This window comes from Leucobacter tardus (genome assembly GCF_017583045.1).
Taxonomy (GTDB): Bacteria; Actinomycetota; Actinomycetes; order Actinomycetales; family Microbacteriaceae; genus Leucobacter; species Leucobacter tardus.
In genome coordinates this window covers 893,938-914,264 of record NZ_JAGFBF010000001.1, presented here as the reverse complement: position 1 = coordinate 914,264, position 20,327 = coordinate 893,938, and the positions used below count along the sequence as shown (strand labels likewise).

Annotated in this window: 23 protein-coding genes; 7 read left to right on the top strand and 16 right to left on the bottom strand. The window is 69.3% G+C overall.

Annotation, left to right across the window (positions count from 1 at the left end):
• Positions 1 to 32 precede the first annotated feature (32 nt).
• A complete protein-coding gene (locus J4H85_RS04390) occupies positions 33 to 1,325 on the top strand; it encodes a DUF445 domain-containing protein (protein WP_307863402.1) in 1,293 nt (430 codons plus the stop codon).
• Between the two features lie 34 nt (positions 1,326 to 1,359).
• Here J4H85_RS04390 and J4H85_RS04385 read toward each other — a convergent pair whose 3' ends face one another.
• A complete protein-coding gene (locus tag J4H85_RS04385; protein ID WP_208237152.1) occupies positions 1,360 to 1,989 on the bottom strand; it encodes a hypothetical protein in 630 nt (209 codons plus the stop codon).
• 128 nt (positions 1,990 to 2,117) lie between these two features.
• Here J4H85_RS04385 and J4H85_RS04380 point away from each other — a divergent pair, with 128 nt between their 5' ends.
• Positions 2,118 to 2,318: a DUF3073 domain-containing protein gene (locus J4H85_RS04380; protein WP_208237150.1), complete on the top strand. Its 201-nt coding sequence runs from the start codon at positions 2,118 to 2,120 to the stop codon at positions 2,316 to 2,318.
• A 74-nt stretch (positions 2,319 to 2,392) separates the two neighbouring features.
• Here the strand turns inward: J4H85_RS04380 and purM are convergent, their stop codons facing one another.
• Entirely contained in the window at positions 2,393 to 3,502 is a 1,110-nt protein-coding gene (purM, locus tag J4H85_RS04375) for a phosphoribosylformylglycinamidine cyclo-ligase (protein WP_307863401.1), read from the bottom strand.
• Between the two features lie 79 nt (positions 3,503 to 3,581).
• Between purM and purF the strand changes: the two genes are divergently transcribed.
• A complete protein-coding gene (gene purF, locus J4H85_RS04370; RefSeq protein WP_208237148.1) occupies positions 3,582 to 5,054 on the top strand; it encodes an amidophosphoribosyltransferase in 1,473 nt (490 codons plus the stop codon).
• Positions 5,055 to 5,126: 72 nt separating this feature from the next.
• Here the strand turns inward: purF and J4H85_RS14155 are convergent, their stop codons facing one another.
• The 4 genes from J4H85_RS14155 to J4H85_RS04350 all read right to left on the bottom strand — a co-directional run bounded on the left by J4H85_RS14155 (position 5,127) and on the right by J4H85_RS04350 (position 6,619).
• Positions 5,127 to 5,474 (bottom strand): Sec-independent protein translocase subunit TatA/TatB, encoded by a 348-nt coding sequence (locus J4H85_RS14155; protein WP_208237146.1) that lies wholly within the window; start codon positions 5,472 to 5,474, stop codon positions 5,127 to 5,129.
• Positions 5,475 to 5,539: 65 nt separating this feature from the next.
• Entirely contained in the window at positions 5,540 to 5,767 is a 228-nt protein-coding gene (locus tag J4H85_RS04360; protein WP_208237144.1) for a twin-arginine translocase TatA/TatE family subunit, read from the bottom strand.
• A gap of 32 nt (positions 5,768 to 5,799) precedes the next feature.
• A complete protein-coding gene (locus J4H85_RS04355) occupies positions 5,800 to 6,189 on the bottom strand; it encodes a hypothetical protein (protein ID WP_208237142.1) in 390 nt (129 codons plus the stop codon).
• Positions 6,190 to 6,256: 67 nt separating this feature from the next.
• Positions 6,257 to 6,619 (bottom strand): sterol carrier family protein, encoded by a 363-nt coding sequence (locus tag J4H85_RS04350; protein ID WP_307863399.1) that lies wholly within the window; start codon positions 6,617 to 6,619, stop codon positions 6,257 to 6,259.
• A 52-nt stretch (positions 6,620 to 6,671) separates the two neighbouring features.
• Here J4H85_RS04350 and purD point away from each other — a divergent pair, with 52 nt between their 5' ends.
• Positions 6,672 to 7,922: a phosphoribosylamine--glycine ligase gene (gene purD / locus J4H85_RS04345; protein ID WP_208237140.1), complete on the top strand. Its 1,251-nt coding sequence runs from the start codon at positions 6,672 to 6,674 to the stop codon at positions 7,920 to 7,922.
• A gap of 18 nt (positions 7,923 to 7,940) precedes the next feature.
• On the opposite strand, the gene J4H85_RS04340 is transcribed toward purD, so the two are convergent.
• Positions 7,941 to 8,777: an SRPBCC family protein gene (locus tag J4H85_RS04340; RefSeq protein WP_208237138.1), complete on the bottom strand. Its 837-nt coding sequence runs from the start codon at positions 8,775 to 8,777 to the stop codon at positions 7,941 to 7,943.
• An 87-nt stretch (positions 8,778 to 8,864) separates the two neighbouring features.
• Here J4H85_RS04340 and J4H85_RS04335 point away from each other — a divergent pair, with 87 nt between their 5' ends.
• From J4H85_RS04335 to purQ, 3 genes are all read left to right on the top strand, one after another.
• A complete protein-coding gene (locus tag J4H85_RS04335) occupies positions 8,865 to 9,767 on the top strand; it encodes a phosphoribosylaminoimidazolesuccinocarboxamide synthase (protein ID WP_208237136.1) in 903 nt (300 codons plus the stop codon).
• A 123-nt stretch (positions 9,768 to 9,890) separates the two neighbouring features.
• On the top strand, positions 9,891 to 10,166 hold the full coding sequence (gene purS / locus J4H85_RS04330) for a phosphoribosylformylglycinamidine synthase subunit PurS (RefSeq protein WP_208237134.1): 276 nt from the start codon (positions 9,891 to 9,893) through the stop codon (positions 10,164 to 10,166).
• Positions 10,166 to 10,867 (top strand): phosphoribosylformylglycinamidine synthase subunit PurQ, encoded by a 702-nt coding sequence (gene purQ, locus J4H85_RS04325; RefSeq protein ID WP_208237132.1) that lies wholly within the window; start codon positions 10,166 to 10,168, stop codon positions 10,865 to 10,867. Before purS ends, purQ begins: the two co-directional genes overlap by 1 nt.
• Before the next feature lie 48 nt (positions 10,868 to 10,915).
• Here purQ and hemB read toward each other — a convergent pair whose 3' ends face one another.
• The 9 genes from hemB to J4H85_RS04280 all read right to left on the bottom strand — a co-directional run bounded on the left by hemB (position 10,916) and on the right by J4H85_RS04280 (position 20,221).
• On the bottom strand, positions 10,916 to 11,905 hold the full coding sequence (gene hemB / locus J4H85_RS04320) for a porphobilinogen synthase (RefSeq protein ID WP_208237130.1): 990 nt from the start codon (positions 11,903 to 11,905) through the stop codon (positions 10,916 to 10,918).
• Positions 11,902 to 12,690 carry a uroporphyrinogen-III synthase gene (locus tag J4H85_RS04315; protein WP_208237128.1) on the bottom strand — a complete coding sequence of 263 codons (789 nt, stop codon included), beginning with the start codon at positions 12,688 to 12,690 and terminating at the stop codon, positions 11,902 to 11,904. The genes hemB and J4H85_RS04315 overlap by 4 nt, the downstream gene beginning before the upstream one ends.
• A complete protein-coding gene (hemC, locus tag J4H85_RS04310) occupies positions 12,687 to 13,688 on the bottom strand; it encodes a hydroxymethylbilane synthase (protein WP_208237126.1) in 1,002 nt (333 codons plus the stop codon). The genes J4H85_RS04315 and hemC overlap by 4 nt, the downstream gene beginning before the upstream one ends.
• Entirely contained in the window at positions 13,685 to 15,160 is a 1,476-nt protein-coding gene (locus tag J4H85_RS04305) for a protoporphyrinogen/coproporphyrinogen oxidase (RefSeq protein WP_208237124.1), read from the bottom strand. Before J4H85_RS04305 ends, hemC begins: the two co-directional genes overlap by 4 nt.
• Complete coding sequence (gene hemE / locus J4H85_RS04300) at positions 15,150 to 16,244, bottom strand: uroporphyrinogen decarboxylase (RefSeq protein WP_208237122.1); 1,095 nt, start codon at positions 16,242 to 16,244, stop codon at positions 15,150 to 15,152. Before hemE ends, J4H85_RS04305 begins: the two co-directional genes overlap by 11 nt.
• Positions 16,245 to 16,328: 84 nt before the next feature.
• On the bottom strand, positions 16,329 to 17,090 hold the full coding sequence (locus tag J4H85_RS04295) for an iron ABC transporter ATP-binding protein (protein ID WP_208237120.1): 762 nt from the start codon (positions 17,088 to 17,090) through the stop codon (positions 16,329 to 16,331).
• Positions 17,087 to 18,151, bottom strand: coding sequence for an iron chelate uptake ABC transporter family permease subunit (locus J4H85_RS04290; protein WP_307863398.1), 1,065 nt, complete (start codon positions 18,149 to 18,151; stop codon positions 17,087 to 17,089). Before J4H85_RS04290 ends, J4H85_RS04295 begins: the two co-directional genes overlap by 4 nt.
• Positions 18,144 to 19,235, bottom strand: a complete 1,092-nt coding sequence (locus J4H85_RS04285) for an ABC transporter permease (protein WP_208237118.1) — start codon at positions 19,233 to 19,235, stop codon at positions 18,144 to 18,146. Before J4H85_RS04285 ends, J4H85_RS04290 begins: the two co-directional genes overlap by 8 nt.
• Positions 19,232 to 20,221 carry a siderophore ABC transporter substrate-binding protein gene (locus J4H85_RS04280; RefSeq protein ID WP_208237116.1) on the bottom strand — a complete coding sequence of 330 codons (990 nt, stop codon included), beginning with the start codon at positions 20,219 to 20,221 and terminating at the stop codon, positions 19,232 to 19,234. The genes J4H85_RS04285 and J4H85_RS04280 overlap by 4 nt, the downstream gene beginning before the upstream one ends.
• Between the last annotated feature and the right edge of the window lie 106 nt (positions 20,222 to 20,327).

Below are 20,327 nucleotides of genomic sequence, written 5' to 3'. Positions count from 1 at the left end.
GTATTTCACGCTTCGGCGTGCATAATGGCGGAGTGACAGGCTCAGCGCGACGGACCCTCGGTGCGGTCTCCCCCGACGACTTCGAACGCCTCGCCCAGCTGCGTCGAATGCAGAAGATCGCGTTGGCCCTGCTGGTCTTCATGGCGATCGTCTTCGCGGTGTCGTTCGCGCTGCAGGATCACTATCCCTGGTTGGGTTACGTGCGGGCCGCGAGCGAGGGCGGCATGGTCGGCGGACTGGCGGACTGGTTCGCCGTGACCGCGCTCTTCCGCTATCCGCTCGGCATCAAGGTGCCCCATACGAACCTCATCGCCCGCAAGAAGGACGATATCGGCGAGGGTCTCGGCAGCTTCATCGAAGAGAACTTTCTCGCCGACGACGTCGTGCACGACAAGCTCTCGCAGATCAGCGGAGCGCGCGCCGCCGGTGACTGGCTGCAGCACGAGCGCAACGCATCGCACCTCTGCGATCTCGCATCCTCGGCCGGGCTCGGCATGCTGACGGTCCTCGATGACTCCGATGTCCAAGAACTCCTCGAAGCCCTCGCGCGCCGCCACCTGCTCGAACCCGAGTGGGGTCCGCTCTCGGGTCGCGCGGTCGAGACGGCGATCGACGGCGCCCATCACCAGACGCTGATCGACATCGCGGCGGATCGACTGGCCGGCTGGCTGCGCGAACACCCGCAGGCATTCGACCGGATGGTCTCGGCCCGCCTCCCCAGCTGGATGCCGAGCATCGTCGACCGATTCGTGGACCAGCGCCTCCACACTGAAGCGGTGCGGTGGGCCGAGGCGGTTGCGGCGGATCGCGAACACCCGTTCCGCATCGCCACGAGCCGATTCCTCGCAGACTTCGCGCGAGACTTGCAGCACGACGGCACCCTGCAGTCCCAACTCGAGCATCTGAAGCATGAGGTGTTCGACAGCCCCCGGGTGCGCTCGCTCGCCGCGATGGTCTGGCAGTCGGCCCGCGAGGCGCTCGTGACGATGCTGCAGGATCCGCAGAGCGATCTGCGCCTCCGCATGCTGCGCGCGGCGCAGGATCTCGGCGTCCGCCTGCGGGAGGACGCGACCCTCCAGTACAAGGTCGACGTCTGGGTGATGAGCGTCGTCGAGCACCTCGTCGATCGCTATCGTCACGACCTCGCAAGCGTCGTCACCGACACCGTGCATCAATGGGACGCCCGCGAGGCCGCCGAGAAGATCGAACTGCAGGTCGGCAAGGATCTGCAGTTCATCCGGATCAACGGCACCGTCGTCGGGTCACTCGCCGGCGTCGTGATCTACGCCGTCGCGAACCTCGTCATCGCCCCGCTCGCCGCCTGACGGACGAGCGCTGGCCGGCGCGGAGCGCACCGGCCTACCTGAATGCCACCGGCAGCTGCATGTCTTGCACCCGGTCGCGGGCGGCGGTGTGGTCGGCTCTCGTGGTGATCGCGCAGCGCTGTTCGCGGCAGTCGAGTCCGTCGTCCGCCGCGAGTGGAACCGTGAGCCGAGCAGTGAACGCACCGGTCGTCGCTTCGTCGTAGCGCTGAGTGGCGAACGCGCGCCACGCCCAGTCGTCGGTGATCCACACGCTCGTCAGTGCCTGATCGGTGCCCTCCGCACCCCCGGTCTCCGCCCCCTCCGGGATCCCGCCGAGACAGGGAGTCGGCTTCTCACCGGTCTCGGGAATCGCACACACGGACACATATATGCCGATACCGGCATCGAAGCCTGTTCCGCGCACAGTGAGCGTCTCGCCGGGCGTGAGTGCGGTGAGGTCGGCAGGCGATCCGGTGGAGTCCTGCACCTGCAGCACCCGGGTACGACCATCGGCGCCCTCGGCCTGCGACTCCGCGGCGAAGTTCTCCGGCAGACGTTGTCCCGACGGGCCGGCACTGCTGTGCGACAGGATCGGAATCGTCACGGCGATCGCGGCGACCAGGGCGAGAACGGCACCCCCGAGGAGCCCGAGCCACAGAGCTCGAAACCGGGTGGAATGCGCCATGCCTTCATGGTAGTCCGCTGCGAGTGCGGGGTGCGGCACGTGGTAGGCTTTGGCCCATACGTCTACTCGAATAAGGTCCTGCCTCGCGTCATTTTTGCGCGGGGCCCGAATGTGTAAGGGGGTCACGCATGGGGCGCGGCCGTCAGAAGGCAAAGCACACCAAGGTCGCACGGGAGCTGAAGTACTACAGCCCGGCGACGAACTACTCCGAACTGGAACGTGAGCTCGCCTCGAAGCAGAGCCATTCCGACGAGGATGCTTGGGCTGAGTATGCGGACAAGTACAACGTGGATGACGACGAGGACGACGCGGCGAACGACGACCGCTGACCGTCGTCAGCCGCGCGATGCGGTGCCGTTTCGACCAGGGCGCGTCGTGCCGCAGCCGAAACGGCGGGCACTCCTCAGTCGGCGTATGAGCCGACGAGCTTGACGGCCCCGCCGTCGACGCCCTTCGCCCCCTGCTCGAAACCCTCGAGGTCACGCTGAGCGCCGGAAATGGTGCCGACCTGCCAGGTGCGCAGCCCCTCGGCCTCGAGCTTCGCCGCGACCTGCTCGGCGCGCGCCGCGTCCACCACGGCGAACATACCGACACCGAGGTTCCACGCCGATTCCAGCGACGTCAATTCGTGGCCGCCGAGCGCGGCCAGATGCCGGAACACGGGGAGGGGCGACCAGGTCGAGCGATCCACCTCGGTCCAGACGCCGTTCGGGAGCACGCGGGCCAGGTTGGCCGCGATCCCGCCGCCCGTCACGTGGCTGAGCGAGTGGATCGCGCCGTCGAGCTCGGGATCCTCGATGACGCGCAGCAGCGGCGCGGTGTAGAGCGCCGTCGGTTCGAGCAGTGCCTCGCCGTAGGTCGCACCCAGCTCGTCGCTGCGATCGGTCATGAGCACATCGCGTCCGGCAAGAATGTGCCGGACGAGTGAGAAGCCATTGGAGTGGAGGCCGGATGCGGCCATCGCGAGCACGACGTCACCGTTCTGCACGCGATCCGGACCGAGGACGCGGTCCGCCTCAACCACACCCGTCGCGGCGCCGGCCACATCGTACTCATCGACGCCGAGCAGTCCTGGATGCTCGGCCGTCTCGCCGCCGACCAGGGCCGTTCCGGTCGCCTCGCATGCCGCAGCGATACCGCGCACGATGTCGGCGATCCGCTCGGGAACCAGGCGACCGCAGGCGATGTAGTCGGTCATGAAGAGCGGCTTCGCACCGACGACCACGATGTCGTCGACCACCATCGCCACCAGGTCCTGCCCGACGGTGTCGTGCTTATCGATGGCCTGCGCGATGGCGACCTTCGTCCCGACGCCGTCCGTCGAGCTCGCGAGCAGCGGTCGTCGGTAGCCGAGCAGCGCTGAAGCGTCGAAGAGCCCGGCGAAACCGCCCACTCCCCCCAGGACCTCAGACCCCTGGGTCCTGGCGACCGCCGACTTCATCAACTCGACCGCGACATCACCCGCCTCGGTGTCCACTCCGGCCTGGGCATAGATCGACGCATTCTCGCTCACTCTCCCCACTCTACAGGGGTACACTGGGGTGGCCTCTTGATCTAGAGCCACCCCGTCCTCCAGGGAGCAACCACTCAGCATGTGCGGCATCGTCGGTATTGTCTCGTCCGAGCCCGTCAACCAGCAGATCTACGACAGCCTCCTGCTCCTGCAGCACCGCGGTCAGGATTCCACCGGCATCGCCACCGCAGAGGGCGATCGCTTCCACATGGTGAAGGCGAAGGGCCAGGTCCGGGAGGCATATCGTACGCGCGACATGCGCGCCCTCCGCGGCAATGTCGGCCTCGGCCATGTGCGGTACGCGACGCGCGGTTCGGCGTTCACCGAGGAGGAGGCGCAGCCGTTCTACGTCGGCGCTCCCTACGGCATCATCATGGTGCACAACGGCAACCTCACGAACACCCGCGAGCTCACCGAAGAGCTCTACACGCTGGACCGCCGTCACCTGAACACGCACTCGGACACCGAGCTGCTGCTCAACGTTCTCGCGAACGAGCTGCAGCCCGCTGCAGCTGACCGCGGCCTGGAACTCACTGCGGACCAGGTCTTCGACGCCGTCTCACGCGTCCACGATCGCGTGACCGGTTCATACGCCGCCATCGCCCTCATCTCCGGGCACGGGGTGCTCGCCTTCCGCGATCCGTTCGGCATCAGGCCCCTCGTCCTCGGTGTGCGCACCGGGCCCGACGGCGGCGAAGAGTGGATCGTCGCCTCCGAGTCCCTCGTGCTCGAGTCGGGCGGGTACACCATCGTGCGCGATGTCGAGCCGGGCGAGGCGATCCTGATCGCACCCGACGGCACGATGACATCGCGGATGTGCGCGCAGCGGACCGAACTCGTTCCGTGCGCCTTCGAGTACATCTACCTCGCGCGCCCCGACTCGGTGCTCGACGGCATCTCCGTCTACGACGCCCGTCTGCGGCTCGGCGACGTGCTCGCCGAGAAGATCGCCGACGAGATGCGGGAACTCGACATCGAGATCGACGTCGTGATGCCCATTCCCGACTCGGCTCGTCCGAGCGCGATGCAGGTGGCGCAGAAGCTCGGCATCGAGTACCGCGAAGGCTTCTTCAAGAACCGCTACGTCGGTCGCACCTTCATCATGCCGGGCCAGTCGGTGCGCAAGAAGAGCGTGCGGCAGAAGCTCAACGCGATGAGCGTCGAGTTCGTCGGCAAGAACGTGCTCATCGTCGACGACTCCGTCGTGCGCGGCACCACCTCGCGCGAGATCATCGAGATGGCGCGCACCGCGGGCGCGAAGTCGGTCATCTTCGCGTCGGCCGCGCCGCCGGTCGTCTTCCCCCACGTCTACGGCATCAACATGCCGAACCGGAGCGAGCTCATCGCACACGATCGCACCGCCGCCGAGGTCGCCGAGGTGCTGGGCGCCGACCACTTCATCTACCAGACGGTCGAAGGCATGAACCGTGCGATCCTCGATGGACAGGATCACGTCACGCGGCTCGAGCAGAGCTGCTTCACGGGCGAGTACGTCGCCGGCGATGTGAACGCCGAATACCTCGAGTGGGTCGAGCAGACGCAGGAGAGCTGAGAGACGCCAGGGGGCGCACCGCAACGCGGTACGCCCCCTGGCGTTCAGCCTCGCCGAACGCTCACGAACGGCTCAGGCGCGGTCGTCTCGCTCATCCGGTCGGGACTGCACGGCGTCGGGTCCCGGGGCTCCCGGGCTCTCCGCTCCGGGCGAGGCCGCGGTCCCGGGCGTCTCCGCGCCCGGTGCGGCAGTTCCGGCGGCAGGAGCCGGCCCGGCGGTCGGCGCCTGCTGCTGCGTCTGACGTCCGTCATTCTTGGCGTCGGCGGCGTCGCCGTCCTCGGATGAACGGACCTCCTTCTTCAAGATCTTCATCGACTGCCCGAGGCTCTTCGCCAGAGCCGGTAGTTTCGGGGCACCGAACAGCAGCAACACGATGAAGACGATGACGAGCAGCGTCGGGCCGCTGAGATTTCCAAACATGAGGCGTGGGCTCCTTGGTTCGAGTTCAGGGCCATTCTGTCACGCCGCCCTGAACGGCGCTCAAGCTACTTCGGGAGGTCGTTCGGCACTGCGGGGGACTGGGCAGGGCTCGCCGGCTCCGCATCGTCCGCTCGCGTATCGGGAGTCCCGTCGTCCGTCGACACTTCGCGCTTGAAGATGCGCATGGACTGGCCGAAGTTCTTCGCGAGGAGGGGCAGCTTGGGCGCGCCGAACAGCAGGACGATGAGAAACACGATCGCGACGAGGTGGGCTCCACCGAGATTCTGCAGCATGATCTGACTCCGTTCGCTCGCAGACGTCGTGATTATCGCACGTCAGCCTGCACGGCGACACCCGCTCCGCGGCGACGTTTGACGGCCGCGCCGAGAATGAGGCCCAGCACGCTGCCGAGCGCCAAACCGAGCACGGCGCCGACAACGGCCATGAAGCCCGCGATCTGGCCGACGGTGTACTCCGATTCGGGTGCGACCGGGAACGCGAGACTGGCCAGTGCGAACGCGACGGCTCCGAGCACAGCGCCGACGATCAGCAGGCGCGTGTACCGCACCGAGCGCTGCAGCGAAACTTCCACCCGAGTCTCGGTCACCTCGGGCACCACCTCCGCCTCCGGCACTTCCGCAGCGTGCCCGTCGACCCGGTCGGGGGCCGAAGCGGTCGCGGCTGAATCGTGCGGGGTCGGATCGGTACTGCTCATAGAGACTATTGTCTCAGCTGCTGACTGGTGATATGCGCAGACTCTCGAGATCTCGCGCGCGGCGCACTCACGGTCTCCGGACGAGTGGCAGGATCCCGTCCAGATTCGCACGAGCACCGGAAGCCGTGACCCGCGACTGCGCCCGCGCCTCCTCCCAGGAGAGCCGCCCGACGGCGAGCATGACCCAGGTCTCCGGATCCGTCTCGATGACGTTCGGCGGCGTTCCGCGCGTGTGGCGCGGCCCCTGCACGCACTGCGTCGCCCCGAACGGCGGCACCCGCACCTCGACCGTGTTGCCGGGCGCGATGACCGCGAGCTCCTCGAGCAGGAATCGCGTCGCCATCGCGATCGTCGCGCGGTCGCGCGCACCGTCGAGCATGCGGTCGAGCGCGCTCATGCCGTCCGCTTCGCTGATCTTTCGCCGAGCCACACGATCACCATACGGGATCGGAGGGCCGAGGGCGTTCGGTAGTGTGGGGTGCGTGAAGATCCTCGTGATGGGCCCAGGTGCACGTGAACACGCCATCGTCCGCGCTCTGCGGTCGGAGCCGGACGGCCACGAGGTGGTGTGCGCGCCCGGCAACGCCGGAGTGGCCGCGGAGGGCGTCGACACCCCCCAGCTGGAGACGAGCGACCCGGTCGCGGTCACCAACTTCGTGCAGCAGCACGGGTTCGAGCTCGTCGTCATCGGACCCGAGGCTCCGCTCGTCGCCGGCGTCGCCGACCCGCTCCGCGAGCGCGGCATCCCGGTGTTCGGTCCGGGCCGAGCGGCCGCTCAGCTCGAGGGGTCGAAGGCGTTCGCGAAGCGGATCATGGCGGAAGCGGGAGTCCCGACCGGTCGCGCCGCACCCGTGTCGACGGCGGAGGAGGCCGCAGTGGTGCTCGACGAGTTCGGTGCGCCCTACGTGGTCAAGGCCGACGGGCTCGCCGCGGGGAAGGGTGTGCTCGTCACCGAGGATCGAGATGCGGCGATCGCGCATGTGACGACGTGGGCACCCCACGGCGAGGTCCTCATCGAAGAGTTCCTCGACGGTCAGGAGGTCTCGCTCTTCTTCTTCGCAGACGGACACGACGTCGTCGCCCTGACACCGGCGCAGGACTTCAAGCGCATCTTCGACGGCGACGAGGGCCCGAACACCGGGGGCATGGGAGCGTACTCCCCCCTCCCCTGGGTCGCCGATGACTTCGTCGACGAGATCACGCGCACCGTTGCCCTGCCGACCGTTCGGCAGCTCGAGAGCGAGGGCACGCCGTTCATCGGTCTGCTCTATTGCGGCCTCATCGTCACCCCGGCGGGAGTGCGCGTCATCGAGTTCAACGCGCGTTTCGGCGACCCCGAGACCCAGGTCGTGCTGCCGCGTCTCACGTCGCCGCTCAGCCGGTACCTGCACGCCGCCGCGTCCGGCACGCTGCAGGCGCAGCCGGCTCCGGAGTTCTCGGACGAGCCCGCAGTGATCGTCGTGCTGGCGAGCGAGGGCTACCCCAGTTCGGTCACGACCGGGCGGGTCATCTCCGGTCTCGAGGAGGCGGCGGAGCTTCCGGGCGTGCACATCGTGCACGCGGCGACGGAGCGTCGGGACGACGGTTCGTGGATCGCCACCGGCGGCCGCGTGCTCGGCGTCGTGGGCCGCGGGGCCGATCTCGCGACGGCGCGGGCGCGCGCATACGAAGCGATGTCGCTCATCTCGCTCGAGGGCGGCCAGTTCCGGACCGACATCGCCGCCCGAGTGTAGCGAGGGGATCGGAGCGTCTCAGCGCCCCCGCAGAAGACGATCGAAGTCGGTCGAGGCGTCGATCTCGTCGTCCTCGCCGTCGCCCGGCGCTGCGCCGTTCACCGTGATGCTCACGCCGCTCGCGGCCCACGCGGCGGATTCGGAATCGATCTCGCCGTCGGGCAGCTCGACCGGCTCGTCGGGCTCCACGCGCTCCAGGTCGTGAGACGGTGCCTCGACCGCACCCTCGGCGCCTTCGTCCGCCTCGAGATCGGCCGCGTCATCGTCGCTGACGGCCTCCTCGAGCTCGGCTGTCTCCGGCTCGGCGTCTGCACCCTCGGCGCGTTCGGGATCGGCATCCTCGCCGGCGCTCGACGACTCGGTCGAATCCGTGTCGATGGGTGCCGCATCGACCGCAGCAGCAGCCGCCGCCACGGCTTCGACGGCGTCGGTCTCATCGAGATCGTCGACGGCGGCGGACAGGTCGCGGAGCAGCACGTCCCAACCCTCTTGCGAGGCGGCCGCACGCGCGGACGGGTCGGGAAGCATGTCGAACCCGGTCTCGGTGACCGTGAGACTCGCGCCCGCGCCGATGGATCGCAACGTGACGAGCACCGCCGTGGCCCGGGGATCGCCCGCCTCCGTCCATCGGAAGCCGAGCGCGTGGCCGTCGACGATGACGTCGACTTCTCCGCTCGCATCGCGGCTGGCATCGCCCTCGGACCACTGCTCGCGCACGATTCCGCCGAGTCGCGCCTCGAGGTGCAACTCGGGCCACCAGTCCGCACGGAGTTCTGGGTCGCTCAGATACGCCCAGAGCACCCTTCTCGGCTGCGCTGTCTGGCAGCGCGCCACCACGGGTCCAACCGGAACCATACCCCTCCTCACGACCCCTCCAGCATAACGCGGACCGCCGACATCGACCCGCGAGAACGCTGGCCGGTGGTCTGCGAGAATACCCGTGTGACGAATCTCTCCGCCCCGCTCGCCATTCCCGGTTGGGAACACCGCTACTCCGGCAAGGTCCGAGACCTGTACGCGCCGGCTGACGGCTCCGACTCCCACCTGCTCGTAGTGGCGAGTGATCGCATCAGTGCGTTCGATTTCGCGCTCGAGCCGCCGATCACCGGCAAGGGCGAAGTGCTGACCGCACTGTCGGAGTGGTGGTTCGACCGGATCCGGATCCGGAACCATCTCGACCCCGCCGGCCCGACGGTGCCCGAGGCGGTCCGCGGTCGGGCCATGGTGTCGCGACGGTTGAACATGCTCCCGGTCGAGTGCGTCGTCCGCGGAGCCATCACCGGATCCGGGTTCGCCGAGTACGAACGGACGGGAGCGGTGTGCGGCATCGAGCTGCCCGAGCACCTTGCCGACGGCGATCTGCTCGAGACGCCGATCTACACCCCGGCGTCGAAGGCGCCGCTCGGCGAGCACGACGAGAACATTTCGTTCGAGCAGAGCGTCGAGGTGTTGGGCCGGGAAACGGCCGAGGCACTCAGAGATGCCTCGATCCGGATCTTCACCGAGGCTCGCGACCTCGCCGCGGAACGCGGTCTCGTGCTGGCGGATACGAAGTTCGAGTTCGGCGTGGACCCGATCTCCGGTGAGATCGTGCTCGCGGACGAGGTGCTGACGAGCGATTCGAGCCGCTACTGGGACGCCGCGGCGTATCTCGATCCGACGCTTCCGCGCGCCGAGCGCCTCGCATCGTTCGATAAGCAGATCGTGCGCGACTGGTTGTCGGCGCACTGGGACCGCACCGGAGAGCCGCCGGTCCTTCCCGCCGAGATCGTCGACCGTACCCTCGCCCGCTACCGGGAGCTCTACGTCCGCCTGACGGGGCTCGAGGCGCCGCAGGTCTCCTGAGCGCGGCTCCTGAGCGCGGCTGCGTCACCACCGGACCCGTCGCCGCGCCCGCGCGCTTCGACCGGACCGGCTAAACTGGCTCATGACGTCCGACCTGTCCACTCCCGATGTTGGAGGCCCTCCGTGCCCACGATTGTTGTTGAAGTCATGCCGAAGGCAGAGCTGCTCGACCCGCAGGGGAAGGCGACGTTCGGCGCTCTCCAGCGACTCGGTCACGCGCAGTTCCAGGATGTCCGCATCGGCAAGCGCTTCGAGCTGACCGTCGATGGCGAGGTCACCGATGCCACGCTGGCCGAGGTGCGCACGGTCGCCGACGACATGCTCTCGAACGCGGTGATCGAAGACGTCGTCGCGATCTCCGTGGACGGCACTCCCGTCGACGTTCCGGCGGCGCGGTAATGGTGCGCATCGGAGTCATCACCTTCCCGGGTTCGCTCGACGACCGGGATGCGCAGCGTGCGGTCCGGTTCGCCGGAGCCGAGCCGGTCGCCCTGTGGCACGGCGACCACGACCTGCAGCATGTGGACGCCATCGTGCTGCCCGGCGGATTCAGCTACGGCGACTATCTGCGCCCGGGCGCCATCGCCTCGCTCTCCCCCATCATGACCGACGTGGTCGACGCCGCGAACCGCGGCGTTCCCGTGCTCGGCATCTGCAACGGCTTCCAGATGCTGGTGGAATCGCACCTGCTGCCGGGCGGACTCATCCGCAACGCGCACCAGCAGTTCATCCGTCGCGACCAGCGACTCGTCGTCGAGAACGCCGACACGGCATGGACGCACCAGTTCAGCGCGGGTGAAGAGATCGTAATCCCGTTGAAGAACGGCGACGGCGGTTTCATCGCCGATGCCGAGACCCTCAATCGTCTCGAGGGCGAGGGACTCGTGGCGTTCCGCTACGCCGGGGTGAACCCCAACGGCTCGCTGAACGACATCGCCGGCCTGACGAACGAGCGCGGCAACGTAGTCGGGCTCATGCCCCACCCCGAGCACGCCGTCGAGGCCGGGTTCGGTCCCGACACACCGCAGGCCATGAGCTCGGGCATCGATGGTCTCCGCTGCTTCACCAGCGCCGTCGAGGCGCTCGCCGCTCGCGTCTGATCCGCCGCGGGCGATCGGGCGCCGCAGCGCCCCCGATCGCCCGCGGGGTCAGCGCTCCTCGCGCATCCAACCCGCCAGCTCCATGGCGAAGTAGGTGAGGATCGCGTCGGCTCCCGCGCGCTTGATGCTCGTCACGGCCTCTTCGATCACGCGACGCCGGTCGATCCAGCCGTTCGCGGCGGCGGCCTCGATCATCGCCGCCTCACCGGAGACCTGGTACGCCCAGACCGGGACGAGGCTCTCGGCGGCCACGTCGGAGAGCACGTCGAGGTACGACATGGCGGGCTTCACGATGACGGCGTCCGCCCCTTCGGCGAGGTCCATGCGCACTTCGCGCAGGCCCTCGCGCCGGTTCGCGGGATCCTGCTGGTACGTGCGCCGGTCGCCGCCGACGAGCTGCGAGTCGACCGCCTCCCTGAACGGGCCGTAGAACGCCGAGGCGTATTTGGCGGCGTAGGCGATGAGTCCGGTGTCCTGGTGCCCGGCCGCATCCAGCGCGTCGCGAACCGCGGCGACCTGTCCGTCCATCATGCCCGAGAGCCCGAGCAGGTGCGCGCCGGCCTCCGCCTGCGCGACCGCCGCTGAGCGGTATCGTTCGAGCGTCTGATCGTTGTCGACGACCCCAGCGGCGTCGAGTACTCCGCAGTGCCCGTGATCGGTGAACTCGTCGAGGCAGAGGTCGGTCTGCACGACGATGTCGGTGCCGACCTCGTCGATCGCGGCACGGAGGGCGACGTTCAGAATGCCATCGGGATCGTCGACGGCGCTTCCGCGCGCGTCGCGCACCTCGGGAACGCCGAACAGCATGACACCGCCGATGCCCGCCTCGGCGGCCTCGACGACGGCGCGGCGCAGGGTGTCCACGGTGTGCTGCACCACGCCGGGCATCGACGTGATCGGACGGGGGGCGTCGATCCCCTCGCGCACGAACACCGGCAGGATGAGTTCGGCCGGATGGAGGCGGGTCTCGGCGACGAGGCGTCGGAGCGCCGGAGTGCGGCGCATGCGGCGGGGACGGGCGGCGAGTTCGCTGGTCATGGGCTGGTCCTCGATTCAGGGGCTGGGGTGAGGTCTGCGGTGCCGGGGTCTGGCAGGAGCGCCAAGTGTTCGAGCGCGGCGAGCAATCCGTCGGTCGTGTGCGGGTCGGCGATGGCGTCGACGTGCAGCGCGGCATCGCGGAGCGCCCGGGCGGTCGGGTGGCCGATGGCGATGAGGCGCGTGTGCGTGGGAAGCGGCGCGAAGCGGCGCGCGACCTCGCGAGCGATCGACCCGCTGGTGACGAGGATCGCCGCGCACTCGCCCGCCGCGACCATCGCCGCGGCCTCCGGCGTTTCGGGCGCGGGCAGCGTGCGATACGCCGTGACCCGATCGACGCGATGCCCGGCTTCCCGGAGCGCTCGTTCGAACACGGTGCCGGCGATCTCCGAGACCGGCAAGAGGATGCGCACGGGCTCATCGCCCAGCGCGCTCAGCAGCGCGTCGGCGATGCCGTCGGCCGAGAAGTCGTGCGGAGGCGTGAGGGCGACCTCGAGTCCGCGCGCGGAGAGCGCGTCGGCGGTCGCGGGGCCCACCGCCGCGACGCGCGCACTCGCACCGGCGCCGGCGTCCGCCACCGCGCGCGCACCGTGCGCGCTCGTCACGACCATCCAGTCGTAGATCCCGGCGTTCCACAGCGTCATCGCGGTGGCCAGCTCCGCGGGATCCTCCGGTGGTGCCTGAACGATCAGAGGCGCGATCACGGGGTCGCCGCCCCGGGCTCGGACGGCCGCAGCCAGGCGGTCCCCGGCGTCTCCGCCGCGGGCGATGAGGATGCGCCCGGTCACCTGGCGCTTCCCAGCGGAGCGAGCGAGGCCGCGCCGCGTGCGAGGAGATCGAGTGCCGCTCGGCGTCCGAGGTCGGCGGCAGCACGGTCGGCGGCGTCCGACGCGGCGGCGGCACCGCTCGGCACCCGGCACTCGACCGATGCCGTCAGCGACTCGGCACCGTCGAGGCGGTACACCGTCGCGCTCAGCCGCAGACGGTCCTCCTCGATGCGCGCAGTGGCGCCGACGGGCGCTGCGCACCCCGCCTCGAGCGCGGCGAGCAGCTCGCGCTCGGCGAGCGCACTGGCACGCGCCTCGCCGTCGTTCAGCGCGGTGAACGCCGAGACGTACGGGTCGCGTGCGAGGTCGGACTCGCGCACCTCGAGTGCGAGCGCACCCTGGCCGGGAGCGCCGGGCGTCTGATCGAGGGCGAAGCGCTCGGTGATGGCGGCGGAGCGGCCGATCCGGTCGAGGCCCGCCGCGGCCAGCACGACGGCGTCGAGATCGTTCTCGACTCTCCGGAGTCGGGTGTCGACGTTGCCGCGCAAGTCGCGCACGTCGAGATCGGGACGAGCGCAGAGCAGCTGTGCGGCACGGCGGGGCGACCCCGTACCGATGCGCGCGCCGTGCGGGAGCTGCGCGAGCGTCATGCCGTCACGGGCGCACAGCGCATCGCGGGCGTCCGCGCGCACGGGAATCGCGCCGAGCGCGATTCCCGTGCAGGGCGCGGTCGGCAGATCCTTCAGCGAGTGCACGGCGATGTCGCACCGGTCGCCGATCAACGCGTCTCGCAAGGCGCTGACGAAGACCCCCGTGCCACCGAGCTGCGACAGGGACTGGCGCGACACGTCGCCCTCGGTCTTCACCGTGACGAGCACGACGTCGATGCCGGTCGCCGCGGCGATCGCCTCGGCGACCGTCGTGGTCTGCGAGATCGCCAGTGCGCTGCCGCGTGTGCCGATCCTGATGAGATCGGGGCGGGCGCCGATGGGTCCTTCGACCCGGGTGACGGTGCTCATGAGCTCCCTCCAGTGGTGACGGGACCGGTGCTCGCGGGATTCGAGCCGGAGACGGCCCGGAGCGCGAGTCTGGCGGCGTCGCGTGCCCCGGGGATCACGGAGGCGAGACCGGTGCCCGATACCCAGTCGCCCGCCAGCACGACGCCGGGAGGAGCCGATACGTGCGGACCCTCGCCGGCGACGATCGGACCGCTCACCCCCCAGACCTTCCGCGCCATGCCGCGCACCGATGCCGCATGCAGCGTGATGCCCATGATGCGCGAGGCATCGGCGAGCGCCTGGTGCATCGCGGCCGCATCGTCGAGCGCTTCGGTCTCCGGTGCACTGCCGGCACGGCCGTATGAGAGTCGGATGACCTGTCGGTCCTGACCGGCCCGTCTCGCGAGCACCGGCCACTTCGCGCTCGCGTGGGTCAGCGCTTTGGCGCGAATGGGGTCGTCCGCGGTCGTCGAGTGCGTCGACCCCCGATGCGCGTCGCGCTCCTGCGCGACCAGCGCGCCGGTGCCGCGCGGGGCGCGGGTCAGCCGTCCGTCGTCGAGAACGAGCGCGATCACCTCGACGCGATCGGATTCGCCGTCCGGCGCATCGGCGGGCGCGGTCGACGGCTCGACGAGACGCGACGCCGTGCGCTCGTCGACGGCGAGCACCACGGCTCCCCCGCGACTGATCTCCGACCCCGTTCGGTCGCGAACGCTCCAGGCGTCGCCGTCGCGCTCCAGAGCTCCGACCTCGACGCCCGTGCGGATCTGCGCGCCGAGCCGATCGAGCTCCGCGCGCAACCGCTGCACCAGCGACCCCATGCCGCCCTGCAGGCCGGCGACGGCGCCGCCGGCGGCGGTCCGGCTGTCTCGGAGGTCGCGCGCGGCTGACACGAGCGATCCGCGCCGTCGGAACGCGGCACCCAGGCCGGGAATGGCGTCGATCGGCATGCGCTCAGGAGCGGTCGAGTAGACGCCCAGCGACACCGGCCGCACCAGACGGTCGAGCACGCGCGCACCCAGGCGCGCGCGCACGAGGTCGGCGAGCGTCTCGCTCGTCGCGCCCACGCGCGCCGGAAGCAGCGGCTCCACGGCCGCGCGCAGCGCTCCGAGCACGCCGAGCGCCGTGGAGGAGGTGCGCGACAGCGGGTCGCTGGGAATGCCGCCCGCGCCCGCGGCGGGGAGCGGCATGGCGCGGTCATCGGCGATGACCCAGGAACCGAGCGCTGCGGGAGTCGTGATCTCCGAGGCGAGTCCGATCTCACGGAGCAGTTCCTCGACCGTTCCGCCGCGCGTCGCGAACGCTTCGGCGCCGACATCGATCGTGAGACCGGCGATCCGCGCCTGCGCGATGCGACCGCCGAGATCGGGCTCGCGCTCCAACACCTCGACGGGCACTCCGGCGCGAGCGAGATCACGGGCGGCGATCAGACCGGAGACGCCTCCGCCGATCACCACGACGCGCGAGCGCTCCTGACGTACGTCACCGTTCATGCGCCAACTCCACGATGCGCGTGAGCACGTCGGGGTCGGCCGACGGCGGCACGCCGTGACCGAGGTTCAGCACGTGGCCCGGCGCGCGCCGACCGCGACGCACCACGTCGTCGAGATGCGCCTCGAGCACCTCGGCCGGCGCATCCAGGTATGCCGGGTCCAGGTTGCCCTGCAGCGGGAAACGGTCGCCGAAGCGGGCGCTGGCCTCGTCGAGCGGGGTGCGCCAGTCGATCCCGTGCGCGCTGGTGCCGAGCGTCGCGACCTCCTCGAGCAGATGACCCGAGCCCACCGCGAAGTGGATCGTCGGCAACGGTGCGCCACCGCCGGGCAGGCGCATCGACTGCACGGTCTGCAGCGCGCGGCGCGAAGCGGGTGCGACATGGTCGCGGTAGTCGGCGACGCCGAGTGATCCGGCCCACGAATCGAAGAGCTGCACGGCGCTCGCGCCGGCCTCGACCTGCGCCGTGAGGAAGACGTCGCTGAGTTCAGCGGTCCAGTCGAGCAGTTCGCGCCAGGTCTCCGGATCCGAGTGCATGAGGCTGCGCGCACGCAGATGGTCCTTCGACGGCGCCCCCTCGACGAGGTACGCGGCGAGCGTGAACGGCGCCCCCGCGAAGCCGATCAGCGGCGTGCTGCCGAGCTCCTCGACCGTGCGACTGACCGCGGCGCGCACGGGCTCGATGGCCTCGCGGAGCCGGTCCGGACCGAACTCCCGACGGCACCGCGCGACGTCCTCGGCCGTGCGCACCGGATGGGCGAAGACCGGGCCGCGACCGGCGACGAGGTCCACATCGACGCCCGCGAGCAGGAGCGGCACGACGATGTCGCTGAAGAAGACGGCGGCATCGACGCCGTGCCTGCGAATCGGCTGCAGCGTGATCTCGGTCGCGACCTCGGGCTCGAGACAGGCTTCGAGCATGCCGATGCTCTTGCGAATCTCGCGGTATTCTGGAAGAGACCTGCCTGCCTGGCGCATGAACCAGACGGGCAACCGCTCCGGGCGGTCGCCGCGCAGGGCGCGGACGAGCGGTGCGTGCGTCGTGCGGCCGTCGCTCAGGGGATGGTTTTCAGGCAGCTCATTCATCGGCCACGAGCGTACCGGATACATCTGATCTGGCTCATCAGATCTATCGGGTACCATGACCTCACGCGGTCACTGATCCGCGCGTCAGGGCCGGTAGTAGATGGCGACGCGCTTGCCGCCCTGCTCCACCACCTCGACCGGTGTCTCGAACACGCGCTCGAGGACTTCGGGAGTCATGATCTCCTCGGGGGTCCCCGACGCCACGATCCTCCCGCTCTCCAGTGCGATGATCCGATCCGCGTAGGCTGCTGCGAAGTTCACGTCGTGGATCACGAGCACGATCGTCTTGCCCAGCGCGTCCGCAGCCGCGCGCACTTGCCGCATCATGCCGACGGCGTGCCGCATGTCGAGTCCCGTCAAAGGCTCATCGAGGAGCACGTAATCCGTGTCCTGGGCGAGCACCATTGCCACGAACGCCCGCTGCCGCTGTCCACCGGAGAGCTCGTCGATGAATCGGTCCTCCATCCCGGTGAGGTTGAGGAACGCGATCGCCGCATCGATCGCCTCCTGGTCGGCCGCGGTCAGCCGGCCCTTCGAGTGGGGGAATCGGCCGAAGCTCACCAGCTGCCTGACCGTCAACCGCGCCATGAAGTGATTCTCTTGACGCAGGATCGAGATCGTCTTCGCGAGCTCGGAGGACGAACCTGTGCGGACATCGAGACCGCCGACCGTGACGCTGCCGTGATCGGCTTCGAGCAGTCGTCCGATGATGGTGAGCATCGTCGACTTGCCCGCCCCGTTCGGCCCGATGAGCGCCGTGACCCCGCCCCGTTCGATCATCAGATCGATCGGACCGAGCACGCGCTTTCCGGCGTAGTGCTTGTCGATGCCGCGCAGCTCGATCACCGCAGCCCCTTTCTCAACAGGACGATCAAGAAGGTGAGACCGCCGACGAATTCGATGATGACCGTCACGAGACCCGCAGCGGCGAAGACGTTGCGCAGCACGAAGGTCGCCCCGAGCAGTGTGACGAGCGCGATCCCGATCGCCAGAGGCAGCGTCTCCGAGTGCCGGTCGCCCCGCACGAACTGGTATGCGAGCGTCGCGACGAGGAATCCGAAGAAGGTCATCGGCCCCACCATCGTCGCCGACACCGAGACGAGCACCGCCGCGATCACCAGAATGGTCACGACCTCGCGCCGGTAGTTCACGCCGAGGCTCACCGCCACATCGCGCCCCAGCGCGATCACATCGTACGTACGGCGCCTCCGCCAGACGAAGATCAGCACCGCCGCGACGATCCCGGCGGCGATCGGCAGGTAGTCGGTGTTGCCTTTGCCGATGCTTCCGAACAGACGCGCGCTCAGCACATCGAACTCGCTGGGGGTGAGGAGCCGCTGCATGAACGTCGAGACGGACCCGAACCCCATGCCGAGCACCACCCCGACGAGGAGGAGCAGGTGGAGGTTGGCGCGCTTGCCCGAGAACAACCACCCGTAGAGGAGGGTCGCGAACGCCACCATGAGCGCGCTCTGGGCGATGATCTTCGGGATCCCCTCCATGCTCGCGGCGGCGGTGCCGAAGACGAACACGAGCGCCGTCTGGGTCAGCACGTAGAGCGCGTCGAAGCCGAGAATCGAGGGGGTGAGGATGCGGTTCGAGGTCGCCGTGTGGAACAGGACGGTCGCCACCGCCTGGGAGACCGCGACGAGCGCGATCGTGCCGAGCGACGCGAAACGGGTCTGCACGATGACCCAGAACCCCAGGCTCCCGACCGGTGCCGGGTTCTGATAGACCAGGATCGCCACGGCCAGCGCCACGGCGATCGCGAAGACGACGACGAGGCCGCCGCGACGGTGCCACCACGATTCGCCTGAGTCCGAGGCGCGGGACGGAGCGTCGACGCGTGACGCGGGAGCCATACCCGCGCCCGAGGGCCGGGACTCCGCCGGCATCGACTCAGACACGACGCTGCCTCAGCAGGAGCGTCACGAACACGGTCGCGCCGATGAGGCCGAGCACCATGGAGACGGGGATCTCGAACGGCATGCGTATCGTCCTTCCGATGAGGTCGCAGACGGTCACCAAGGCGATGCCGCCGAGGCACACCCAGGGCAGATTGCTGCGCACGTGATCGCCGCGGACCATCGCGACGATGTTCGGCACGACCAGACCGAGGAACGGAAGAAACCCGACGACCACGGTGGTCACCCCTGCGGCGACGGCGACGAGCGCCGTTCCCGCGATGAGCACGGCCTCGTACTTCACGCCGACGCTCGTCGCGACGTCTTTGCCGAGGCCGGCGACCGTGATGCGATCGGCGCTGATGAAGACGAGCACCGTCACCACCGCGACGATCCAGAGCACCTCGTAGTTGCCCCGCACGACGGGAGTGAAACTGCCCATGAACCAGGTGGACACCATCTGCAGCAGGTTGAACTGCGCCGCGAGGAACGTCGTGACGGCGCTGACCACGGCGCCGAGCATGATCCCGATGAGCGGGACCACCAGGGTCGTCCGGATCACGATGCGCCGCAGGATCAGCAGGAACGCCATCGCCCCGACGAAGGCGAACACGCTCGACACGACCATGCGGCCGACCAGGCCGACCGTCGGGGCGAGCAGCGTGGTGAGGAGCAGGCCGAGCGCGGCCCACTCGGTGGTGCCCGAGGTCGTGGCATCGACGAACCGGTTCTGCGTCAGCATCTGCATCACCAGTCCGCTCGTCGCCATCGCGGCACCGGCGAGCACCAGTGCGAGCGTACGGGGTACCCGCGTGATCCAGAACATCTCGGCCCCGAACTCGCCGTCGGCGATGTCGTAGACCCCGACGGCCAGTGATGCGATCAGCAGCAGCAGCACGACGATGACCGCGACGCCGAGACGCCACGGTCGCGGCCGTGGTGGTCGATGCGCCGCGATATCGGGTTCGGGCACCGCACCCGGCGGCACCTCGTCGCTCACCGGGGTGCGCCCGACGGGGCGCCCACCACTGTCGGTGGGCGCCCCGTCTGCACGGCGCTCCGCCGCGGAGCCGTGATCTCGGCTCATGCGGCGCTGAACGCCTCCTGCAGCTGATCGAAGAGGTGCGTGTACGCCTGAATGTCCTCGGTCAGGTAGAAGCTCGGATCGAGGTAGACCACCTGATCGTTCTGCACCGCGGTCGTCTGCTGCAGCGCTTCGGAACCGGAGATGAGCTCCTCGGCCGGCACGAAGCCTGGTTCGGGCTCCGTGAACGACGCGTCGCGATCGAGCACGACGATCCAGTCGGGGTTCGCATCCGCGATCGCCTCGACGCTGATGTCGTCGCCGTGGGAACTGTCCTCGGCTTCGCGGTCGAGCGCCGGCACGAGGTCGAGCGCCGGGAAGACCGGACCGACCGCGCGGCCGGTGACCGGGGCCGCGAACTCGATCTTGCCGCCCGACGTGAGCAGACCCATGACGGTGCCCTCGCCGTCGTACGCGTCCTGGGCCGCCGCGATCGACTCGTCGAGATCCGTGTTGATCTGCGCAGCCTCGTCCTCGTGGGCGAAGATCTGCCCGAGAATCTCCGTCTCGCGCTTCAGCTCGGCGATCGCGTCCTCGCCCTCCCGCGGGGCAATCTCGATGACCACGGCATCGGGGTTCTGCGCCACGAGGTCGTCGTAGGAATCGCCGAAGCGGTACCCGCCGATGATCAGGTCGGGCTGGGCAGCGACCACGGCTTCCAGGTTCGGCTCGCGGTGGGTACCGACATCGCCGACGGCCTCGTCGTCCGTGTACTCGGGCCAGTTGTCCCCCATCAGGCCCTTCGGCGCTGCCGCCAGCGGGATATCCCACTCGTCCAGCGTCTCGAAGACGTGGTTGTCGAGCGCGACGACCTTCTCGGGGTTGACCGGCACCTCGACCTCGCCGTGATTGTCCGTGATCGTGACGGTCGAAGCGGCGGTCGACTCGCTCGCGCCCCCGGAGTCGCCTGCGGCGCAGCCGGTCAGCGCCAGAGCGGCGCCCAGGGTCGCCGCGGCGAACGCGGCCGGTCGGGCATGACGAATGGACATGGGGGTGACTCCCTCGCTCGAAAAGGAACAGCTGGCTACGAACGACCCGCAGTCTCGCGGCACAGCGAATCCCACGCTGTCGGTGGGATTGAGGTAAGCCTATCCT